The sequence below is a fragment of the Poseidonocella sp. HB161398 genome (genome assembly GCF_005870025.1).
GTDB lineage: Bacteria > Pseudomonadota > Alphaproteobacteria > Rhodobacterales > Rhodobacteraceae > Mangrovicoccus.
Window position 1 is genome coordinate 1 of record NZ_VATA01000119.1, and the last position, 9562, is coordinate 9562.

The 9562-nt window shown below is 70.4% G+C and carries 7 protein-coding genes; 4 read left to right on the forward strand and 3 right to left on the reverse strand.

Features of this window, described 5'->3' with window-relative positions:
* Positions 1–174 (reverse strand): sugar phosphate nucleotidyltransferase (locus FGX59_RS34820; protein WP_255471566.1); only part of this gene is annotated, 174 nt, incomplete at its 3' end.
* A gap of 645 nt (positions 175–819) precedes the next feature.
* Here FGX59_RS34820 and FGX59_RS34825 point away from each other — a divergent pair.
* Genes FGX59_RS34825 through FGX59_RS34835 form a run of 3 tightly spaced genes read left to right on the forward strand, consistent with a single transcriptional unit; the run spans position 820 to position 6505 of the window.
* The gene (locus FGX59_RS34825; RefSeq protein WP_138473077.1) at positions 820–1308 is read left to right on the forward strand and encodes a hypothetical protein; all 489 of its coding nucleotides are present in this window, start codon (positions 820–822) and stop codon (positions 1306–1308) included.
* Positions 1305–3449 carry a hypothetical protein gene (locus FGX59_RS34830; RefSeq protein WP_138473079.1) on the forward strand — a complete coding sequence of 715 codons (2145 nt, stop codon included), beginning with the start codon at positions 1305–1307 and terminating at the stop codon, positions 3447–3449. The genes FGX59_RS34825 and FGX59_RS34830 overlap by 4 nt, the downstream gene beginning before the upstream one ends.
* On the forward strand, positions 3446–6505 hold the full coding sequence (locus FGX59_RS34835; RefSeq protein WP_138473081.1) for a hypothetical protein: 3060 nt from the start codon (positions 3446–3448) through the stop codon (positions 6503–6505). The genes FGX59_RS34830 and FGX59_RS34835 overlap by 4 nt, the downstream gene beginning before the upstream one ends.
* Positions 6506–6618: 113 nt before the next feature.
* On the opposite strand, the gene FGX59_RS38360 is transcribed toward FGX59_RS34835, so the two are convergent.
* Positions 6619–7131, reverse strand: coding sequence for a hypothetical protein (locus tag FGX59_RS38360; RefSeq protein WP_240722855.1), 513 nt, complete (start codon positions 7129–7131; stop codon positions 6619–6621).
* Positions 7038–7601, reverse strand: a complete 564-nt coding sequence (locus FGX59_RS39070) for a ParB N-terminal domain-containing protein (RefSeq protein WP_240722854.1) — start codon at positions 7599–7601, stop codon at positions 7038–7040. Before FGX59_RS39070 ends, FGX59_RS38360 begins: the two co-directional genes overlap by 94 nt.
* 320 nt (positions 7602–7921) lie before the next feature.
* On the opposite strand from FGX59_RS39070, the gene FGX59_RS34845 reads away from it, so the two are divergent.
* Positions 7922–9562, forward strand: a 1641-nt coding sequence (locus FGX59_RS34845; protein WP_138473083.1) for an SWIM zinc finger domain-containing protein, incomplete at its 3' end; no start/stop codon positions are given.

Below are 9562 nucleotides of genomic sequence, written 5' to 3' on the forward strand. Positions count from 1 at the left end.
GGTGACGAAGATGAACTCCTCGATCCCGGCATCGCGCGCCTCGTCGATCGCGTACTGGATCAGCGGCTGGTCGACCAGCGTCATGATCTCTTTCGGGATGGATTTCGTGGCGGGCAGGAAACGCGTCCCCATGCCGGCGACCGGGAAAATAGCTTTGGTAACCTTGTGCTTCATGACCTTAGCCCTTGTTTTTCACGCAACTGCACTCGGACGATCAACGCGAACCAAAAATTGTCGTTCGATTTCTTCTTGAATGCGGATCATCACGAAGAAGTATCCAGTCCAGAATGTAATTTGCAACGCTTTCAATCAGGAACTAACGTTAATCGCGCGAGAAGATCGCGCAAGAGGTCATTCAATGTGTTGTAATATAATGATTCTACTGGCAGAAAATGTCACAGTGGCAACTCGTCTTACTTCTCGCTTCCGGTAGGCATGAACGTTTTCAATCTTGGTGCAAAGACCTGAAATGCTGTACGCGTCCAGCCACGCCCCTCTCCACAGCAACGTCTCCATCTGCCTGCCCACCGCCACGTCGTGACCTGCTCCCTGTAGAGTCCGCGTTCTTTATTTCGCTCTGTTCAGGCTTTGGTGCTCTGAGCCAGCCCCTCTGAAGTGGTCCACCGACGATGCGCGAAGTCCGGTAGGATTTCGGTGAACAGGAGGACTACGGTATCCAGATTCAACCATTTCAATCGGTAAAGTCGGGATTTTTATGGAGCACTTTGGTCAAATTGCTGAATAGCGCTCAAAATCAGGAATTTGAAAACGACAAGAATCCACCTTGATGCGCCGCGCACTATCGGTAAAACTCCGCACATGGCCCCCTCGACCCTCCGTGACGCAATCCTGATCCATCCCGGCGCGCGGGCAGCGTTCGACTGCATCGCCGCGCTCCTGCCCGCCAGCCCGATCGGGGCTCCGCGGGCCGTGCGCCAGGGCGGGACGCTGCTGGTCTTCGCAGGCTTCGCCGGGATCGGCAGGACGGGCGGTCCGGCACCTGCCATCGAGCACGGCCTCAGCGAGACAGAGATCGAGGCCGCCGCCTGGGCCGAGGCCGCCGCCATCTGGAAGCTGCTCACGGCTTCCCCCGCGGCACAGCGGGATGCCGCGGAGGCTCTGGCGGCCGCCGCGCCGGCAAACGTGCTGCGCGACCTCGGACTGCCCGAGAGCCGCGACCCCAAGAGCGCCAGGAAGCAGCTGCGCCTGTCGGCAACGGACCGCAACCACCCTGCATTCCTGACCATCCATGAGCGCTGCAAGGCCGCGTACAACCACCGTCACGGCTTGGGCACCGTTCAGTCATGACTGCAGAAGGCGGGCCGCTCTTCGGCACCGTTCCGCAGGAGCACTGGCCGGCCCTCGCCCGCGCCGCTGTCCTCCTGATCGAGAAGGCGCTGCCGCCCGGCCATCCCTGGCAAGGCTACGCGCGCGACGATCTGGAGGCGCTCCTGCCCGGCGAGATCCCGGCCGGCACGGCGACAGCCGAAGCGCTCGATGCGGTGATGGCCTGCTTCGGCAAGGACAATCCGATCGGCGGGGCCGAATTTGCCGCCTTCCTCGCGACCAGGCTCAAGTCCGACGCGCACAAGAAGACCGGGAACCGGCTCTCTGCCTGGATCCTGGCTGCCGCCCTGCAGAGGCAGCGCCTGACCCCGGACCAGAACGCCCTGCGCCAGGGCCTGAATGCAGCACGGATGCTCAAGGACAAGTCACCCGGCGCACTCGAGAAACTCGACGGTGCCCTCGGCACGCCGAAAGCGCTGCTGGAGGCGCTCGACCGTCTGGGCCGGGACACCGTGGACAAGACGGTCCGCGGATATTTCAAGTCGCTCGCCGCCCTGATGCGAAGTGCCATCAGGGGCGGGGATGCCGTCCACAGGGAACGGGCTCCCGCCCCGCCGGCCGGGGCCGTGCCGCTGCGGGAGGAAATCCGCGACGGCCATGTCCTCATCGCCGGAGGCTTCGCTCCGCAGGCCGAGGCCTTTGGCGGACCGGCCGAAGAGCAGGAGGCCGACCGCCCGCAGAGCCGCAGGGCCGTGCGGCTCGAGGATGACGCGGAAGACTTCTCGCCGCCCGCAACAGCCAGGGCAAGGACGCGGCGGGCCATCCGGGCACAGGACCGGCGGAGCCTGTCGCTGCCCGCCGAGCAGGACCCGCTGACCGGGCACGAGGTGGCCACGCTCGCCGCGTGGCTGCGGACCGCCGGGGACAGTCCCGGCGGCCGGGCCCTGCTTGCCGACCTGGCTTTCGGCCAGGCCATGGCGCGGGCGGAGAGCCGCTGGGATACGGAAGGAGGGCTGCCCGGGCTGCGCCTCTCCGTCGACCTGCCGAAGATTGAGCCGCTGGTGGATGGCGGCGATGACGGCGATGACCGCACGCTGTTCCTGCCAGCACCTCCCGGCGCGTCCTGCCCGGCGGACGGCAGGGCCAAGGACGGGATCATTGACGGGGCTATCGACGCCATCCTCAGGGACCTCCGGCCGCAGCTCGCCAGGCCGCTCACGCGCGGGCGGATCCGCCGGCACAAGGCCGACTGGCTGCGCCGCGCCGGGGCAGACGAGGCGGTCACCGGCTTCCTCACCGGCGAGTCCCCTTCCGCCCGCGCCCAGATGCACTACACCCGCCTCGACCGGGAAGCCCTCGCCGGCTGGCATCTCGCCTATCTCGACCAGGGGCTCGGCCTGCCGGTGGCCGAGGCGCCGCTGCCGCCGGACGGGTGCTACGGATCGCGCCTGTGGCTGCCGCCCGACCTCCTCGCGGACACCTTCCGGCTCGCGCGGAAGGAGGTCGAAAACAGGAGCCCCGGCGGGCTCGGCAGCATGGCGCAGATCCGCGCGGCCCACAATGCCTTCGCCCTTTACACGCTGATGCTGCTCTATCTCGCCACCGGCCACCGGCCGGTCACGCATCCCTTCGAGTTCCGGAGCGATTTCGACCTTGAGGCCGGGCTGTTCTGGGTCTCCGACAAGACGGGGCGCGGCGCGCGCGGCACCCGGATGCTCCCCCTCGCGCCGCGGGCCATCGCTCAGGCAGAGGCCTGGATCGCCCATCTCGAACAGCTGGAGCGGCGGCTGGCCCTCACCCATCCGGACGAGGCCGCCCGGGTCCGGGCCGCGCTCGCCCTGGACGAAAAGTCCCGCGGCCCCTTCCTGCTCCGGTTCGACCAGGACGGCACGCTGGTCCCGCTGCGCCCCGCGGACCAGCAGAGCGACTTCGGGCCGGTCCTGCCGGCCGCGCTGAACTGGACGCGCCACATCCTGCGCAGCACGCTGGCAGGGCGGTGCAATCCGGCGGCGCTCGACGCCTTCCTCGGGCACAGCCATACCGGCGAGAGCCCCTTCGTCGCGGGCAGCAGCCTCGGCCTCGGCGATCTCTGGCCGGTGGCCGACGCGATCGAGGACCTCCTTGCCAGTCTCGGCGCCAATGCCGTCAGGAGCCCGCTGTGAGCGCGGGAGGACGGGCAGCGCGGGAAGAGGCACGGGCAAGACCCCAGGCAGAACTTGCCGGGCTGGTGGAGCACCATGCCCGGGCCAGGGTGCCGTGGCTGCTGTCGGGACAGGCTGCCCCGATCACTGCCCATGACGCCCTGCGGACGCTCCGGGCCGATCTCGGCCGGGAGGCCGGGACTGATGCCGAGGCCGCAGCGATGTCGGACCTCCTCTTGGATCTGGTGGCGGACTGGAACGGCGCGCATCCCGGAGAGGAGGTCGCCGCCCCCGCCCCGGTGGTGCTGCTGGACTCCCGGCCTCCGGCCTGGACCGCCGCGAGCCTCGACGACCTGCGTGCGGCGCGCGCGGTGAGGGACGGCTTCGAGGCTGCCTGGCGGCAGCTCTCCTCCGCATCGCCGCCCGGGCCATCCACGGTTGCGGGCCTCGCCCTCGCCTCGGCGCTCTTCGACAGCGCCTGCCTGTCGTCCCGAGACCTGTCGCTGTTTGCGGTCTGGCTTGCCGATCCGGACGGCATGATCATCGAGGGCCCGGATCTGCCGTCCTGGATCGAGCTGAAGGAGCGGGCACCAGCCGCGAAGAACGGTCGGCAGCGGGTGCTGCGCCAGGTGTCCGGAACCGACGGCGCCGGGGACTATGCCCTGCGGCGGCTGTTTCCCGCGCCCCGGACCCTCGCGCTGGTCGCGCTCCATGACAGCCTCGGCGGCGCGGCCGGGCCGCTGACGCTCGCCGCAGGCAGCGGGCCGAACCTCGCGAAGCTCCTCTGCGGCGGTTGCGCGGCCGGTGCAGGTCCCGGCCTCCGCCGCCTGACGCGCGGCGCGCAGCTGCTGCTGCAGGCCCGGCGGGACGGGCCGGACCATACGATGGCGCTCCTGGCGGCGCGGCGGATGGACAGTTTCGGCGCAACCCCCGAGAGCCTGGCCGCCATCCTGGAGGACAGGCCTCCGCCCGGCCCCGCCATGGCGGCCCTCCCCGGGGCAGGCGATCTCCCGGCTAGTCCCGTGGTGAAGGACACGTCCGCATCGGCAAGGCCCGGGCGCCCCGTCTCCGGGCACCGAGCCTATGCGCAGCTCCAGGCCACGCTCCCGGATGGCCGCAAGTCCCGCGACGACCTGACGGCCACCGGCCGGAAGCTGACCGAGGGGACCCTTGCTCGGCGCCTGGAGGCTCTCCCCTGGGGACCGGACACGCCGTCCTGCCTGCGGCTCCTGCGCGACTGGTACCTGGCCCTGCTTGCGGCCGGGAACAGCGTGAACACCGTCCGCCGCTATCACAGCACCATCGCCGCCGCCCTGTGCGACATGGCCGGGTCCGTGCCGCTGGAGCGCTGTGACGACGGCGAGCTGGAGGAACTCTACACGCTCGTCATCGAGACCGATGCGCGCAGCCTTGCCGAGCAGGCCAGGCTGGCCAACCGGCTCGAGGCGCTCCACCGCTTCGCCATGGCCGCCCCCGGCTGGGGCTTTCCCGCAATCGATCCGGGCCTCCTGCACGCCGAGGGCGCGCCGATCCGCATCGAGGCCACCCTGCCCGGCCGCAACGCCATCAACCATGCGCGGGACATGCTGCGCACGCAATGCGGCCTGCGCCCGGACGTGGCGCGCGCCGCCGATGCCGTGCTTCTCGCCATGAGCCGTGCGGGGCTGCGGATCGGCGAGGCCACCAAGGCGCTGTGCAGCCATTACGAGGATGTGCGGGCCAGCGGAACCGATCCGGCCGGGGCGGTCCTCTTCGTCCGTCCCTCGATCTTCGGCGACAACAAGACGGTCAACGCCTACCGGCAGGTCCGTCTTCTTGCCTTCATGAGCGGGGACGAGGCCGAAGACTTCCAGGAATACCTGAGCTACCGCCGCGGATTTCCCGCCGCGGGGCCGCTCTTCGGCGTGGCGCAGCGGGATGGCAGCTTCGCCCCGTTCGACAGCCGCGCCCTCGGCACTGTCATCGCCGGCTGCCTGCGCAGCGCCTCGGGGCTGCCGGAGGCGACATCCCACGCCCTGCGGCGCCAGGCCGTCAACGACCTCTTCCTGGTCCTGCACGAGACCGCCACGCCGCAGTCGCGCCTCGGGCCGTTCCTCGGGCACCTGATCGGCTGGAGCCCGGAAGAGCGCGCCCGCATCGCCGAAGCCGTGGCACCCGCCAGCCAGGCGCGGGACCGGTGGCATGCCATGGCCCGGCAGTTCGGCCACGGCGCGCCCGGCACCAGCTTCGGCGCCTATGTCGCCATGGCCGACCTCGCCATCTTCGAGGCTTGCGCCACGCCGGGCGATCCGGCCCTGCCGCCCGGACTGGACCGCCGCCACGTGGTGCTCTCCCGCGCGTGGCAGCCCGGCGCGGGCGGCCGCCGCAAGGACATCAGGGGCACACCGGCATCCCCGGCGCTGGCGCTCCACCAGGTCCTGGAGCGGATCGACGGCGGAGACCCGGCCAGCCGCGCGGCACGGGCAAATTTTCTGGACGAAGGCTTCGTCGAGGATCGCATCGCCGTCGCCCGCGCCTGGAGCAGCCTCACGACGAACCGCAAGCAGAGCCCGCAGCTCCGGCTCCAGCCCGTTCGCCGCCGGGGCAAGCTCGCCCCGGCCCCGCTCGACTCTGCCACGAAGCTGGAGGAGGCCCGCGCCCTTGCCGACGACATCATCGACCTCGCCGGAGAGAAGCCCGCAGAGGTGCGGGACTGGCTCCGCGCCACCCTGAACGACGCGACCATGGGCAATGCCGGGACACGGCTTCGCACGCCCGCAGACCTGCGGACATGGGGGGCCATTGCGGTTCTCCTGCGCGCGCCCGCGCGCTGGCAGGTGGAGCGGGTCGATCCGTTGGAACCCGCGGAAGCGGAGGTGCGCTCCTGGTCCACGGCGCGCCCCGCAGGCACCCAGGCAAAACTCAGCCAGAGCAAGACCGCGAAGTCCATCGTCGCCAGGGTCCGGCTCCTGCGGCCTGAGGTCGTTGCGACGGGCAAGGGCCAGCCCAAAGGGTCCTGGGCCGGCTGTGTCCGCCTGGCCGCCCATCTCGCCGCCATCTGGCTGAACTGCGCGCCTGGCGGAGACGAGGAGGCCTGATCCCTTTCCCGGCAACCTCCCGGACGAGCCCGGGCGCCGCTGCTCCGGCAGGCAACCTTGCGGTATATAGAAGTGAACTTCTTTCCGGCTGGAAAGAAGTTTTCAATGGGAACCTAATCCGCATCTCCGCCGAAGCGGTCCAGGACGAAGTCCCGGATGGCCGCGTCGAACTCCTTCCGTGACAGGGTCTCCGCAAACTCCAGCCTCAGCGTGCCGCCCCTCGGCGTCGCGGTGATGCCGGTCTCGGCGTCGGCCCCGTAGATCTTCGGAACCGGCGGCTCTGCGGCGGGTGGCCGTGCCGCCGCCAGAAGCGCCGCCAGGACCTGCGGCCCGGTCCGGGCATGTCCGCCCGCCCTTTCGGCGGCAAGATCCCGCGCCGCCGCCAGCACCTTTTCGCCCGTCTCCGGGACAGCGAGCAGCGGCCGCAGCTTGCGTGCATGGAGTTCGGCCATGTCCCGGACCGAGCCGTAGGCCGCGGCTAACTCCTCCGGTAGCCGGGCCAGGGCAAGCTGGCGCGACAGCCAGGCCTCAGCTACCTCAAGGCGCGCCGCCATGACGGACTGCCTGCCGCCGTAGTACCGCTCCAGCGCATCGGCGTAGCTCTGCGACCGCTCGTAGTCGCTGATGTCCCGCGGTCGCGGTTCTCGATATCGGCGAGCCTGAATGCCTCCTCGTCCGGCAGGTCGCGAACCTCGACCAGGAACGGCATCTCCGGATGGCCGTTCGCGCGCAGCCACGTTACTGCGAAATGCCGCCGCGCGCCGCAGATCACCTCGTAGACGGCGCCCCCGTCCTGCCGCACCTGCCGCACGATCGCCGGAAATTCCTGGCGGCCCTGAACGCGGATGCCGGCGATGAGATCGGCGCAGCTCGTCTCGTCGAGCAGGCCGGGCCTGCGGTTGTGCCGCTCCCAGAGGCGGCAGGTCGCCGGGTCGAGCTCCATGACGGTGCCAGCCTTGCCGGGACCGCCTTCGGCCGGAGCCGCCCGGCGCCGGGTCTTGCGCTTGGCAGGCGGCGGGGCCGCCTGGTCCGGCGCGCCGGAGCCGCCCAGCCCGGAAAGCAGATCGCCTTGCGCATCGTCCCTGTTCCTTCCCATCTCCATTCTCCGATGCAAAGCGCGGCCACAAGCGACCGCGTGGCCGATACGGTGCCCGACAGTGGACCAAGGCATCCCGCCGGTCCGCGCCATGATGCGGTAAAACCTGATATAATTCAACCCATTGTTATAAAATCTATTTCGTACTCTGGAACCTAATTTTCGTACTTTCGTACTCCTGCTTCTTGCACCTGCTGCATGCCCGGCCCTGCCCATGGAACGGACATCTTGGGCGCAGCCCCACCCCGGCGGACCGTTTTCCCTGCTCGCGCGCTTGCGCAGCACGAACCATCGTGGAAAGGCGGGCGCGGAGGTGCCGCATGACGATCCGGCTCAAGGACCAGTTCGACCCGGCAACGCTCGCGCGCGGCCTCGATTACGCCCGCCGCGGCCATGTCGTCTCGGTCGCCCCGGCTCCCGACGGCACGCTCGAGGCTGTCACCGCCAATGGCCGCGGCCGGCACTATCGCCAGAGCATCCGGATCGAGGACGGCATGGTCTCGGGCGACTGCACCTGCCCCATGGAGTGGAACTGCAAGCATGTCGCCGCCGCCATGGCCGTCTGGCAGGACCAGCAACAGGACCGGAGCACCCCCGCCCTGCCCCTCGCCCTGCAGGGCTGGCTCGGCCGACTGCGCGACCTGCCCCCGCCGCCCGCTGCGCCCGCGCCGCGCGGCGCGGACTATCCGCCCACCGTCAAGGACCGGCTGCTCTATGTCCCCGCGCCCGGAGCCGCGCTCCGCATCGACATTCACAAGGGCCGGATCAACGCCGCCGGGACCGCGCTCAACAAGGCCATCCGCCGCTACGACGCCGCGCTGATCCTGCGCAACCCCGCCCCGCCCGACTTCGTCCGCCCTGCCGATCTCGAGCTCCTCCCCGACCTGATGCGCGCCGGGCTCTGGGGCCGCCAGCCCGGCTATAGCTACGGCCGCCCTGAGCTCGTGCCGCCGCGCCCCGCCGAATTGGAGGCGCTGATCCGGCGGCTCTGCGCCACCGGGCGGTTCCTGCTGGAGCCCGAGCCCGGGGCGCAGATCGCCTGGTCCGAGGACCGGCCCGCGCCGCGGCTCGGCTGGCAGATCGAGCCCGATGGCTGCCAGCGGCTGGTCTTTGCCGATGCCGCAGGTGCCCCGCTCGACCTGCGCAGCCAAGGCGCGGCGACGCTCTGGATCGCGGGCGGCCAGATCGGCCTGCTGGCCGAAGCCATTCCCGTCGATCTGCTCGACCTCGTCCGCAGCAGCCCGCGCATCGCGCCGGGCGAGGTCGAAGCCCTCGGCGCCACCCTGCCCGCGCGCCTCGGCGGCCATGCCCTGCCGCCGCCCCAGAGCACCCGCCAGACCCGCCGCCCCGCACGCCACCGCATGGCCCGGCTGACGCTTGGCGCCGAGACCGCCCGCGAGGGCCACCGCCGCTACGATCCCCAGATCACCCTGCCGGTGCTGACGCTGCGCTTCGTCTATGACGGCCAGGAGGTCCGCGACAGCGACGGCGATGTCGATCCGCGCCTCGTGGAGGACGGCACGATCGTCACCCTCGCCCGCGACCATGGCTGGGAGGCCGCCTGCACCATGCGGCTGATGCGGGCGGGCGCGCTGCCGGTGGAAGAGATGGAGTTGCACTGGCCCAGCGAGCGCATGGCGGAGTGCGATTTCGCCTTCGCCGAGAGCGAATTCAACCTCCATGCGGAGCGCTCCGGCAGGCAAGCCGCGCTGGACTTCGCCTTCCGCGAACTGCCCGCCTTGCGCCGCGACGGCTGGGAGGTGGTCGAGACCCGCAAATGGCCGTACCGCCTCAGTCCGGAGGAACCCGTGCTGTCGGTCGCGACCGGCGCCGCGCCGGGGGCGGCCTTCCACGGCAATGACTGGTTTTCGCTCGGCTTCCGCGCCGAGATCGGCGGGCAGGCGGTGGATGTCGCCCCGCTCATCGCCGCCTTCCTCGAACAGGCCCGCGGCGAGCCCGGC

Bases quoted from the DNA above. Each gene is read 5' to 3' on its own strand.
- FGX59_RS34830 (WP_138473079.1), top strand. From the start codon at position 1,305: ATGACTGCAGAAGGCGGGCCGCTCTTCGGCACCGTTCCGCAGGAGCAC.
- FGX59_RS39070 (WP_240722854.1), bottom strand. From the start codon at position 7,601: ATGGGAAGGAACAGGGACGATGCGCAAGGCGATCTGCTTTCCGGGCTG.
- FGX59_RS34825 (WP_138473077.1), top strand. From the start codon at position 820: ATGGCCCCCTCGACCCTCCGTGACGCAATCCTGATCCATCCCGGCGCG.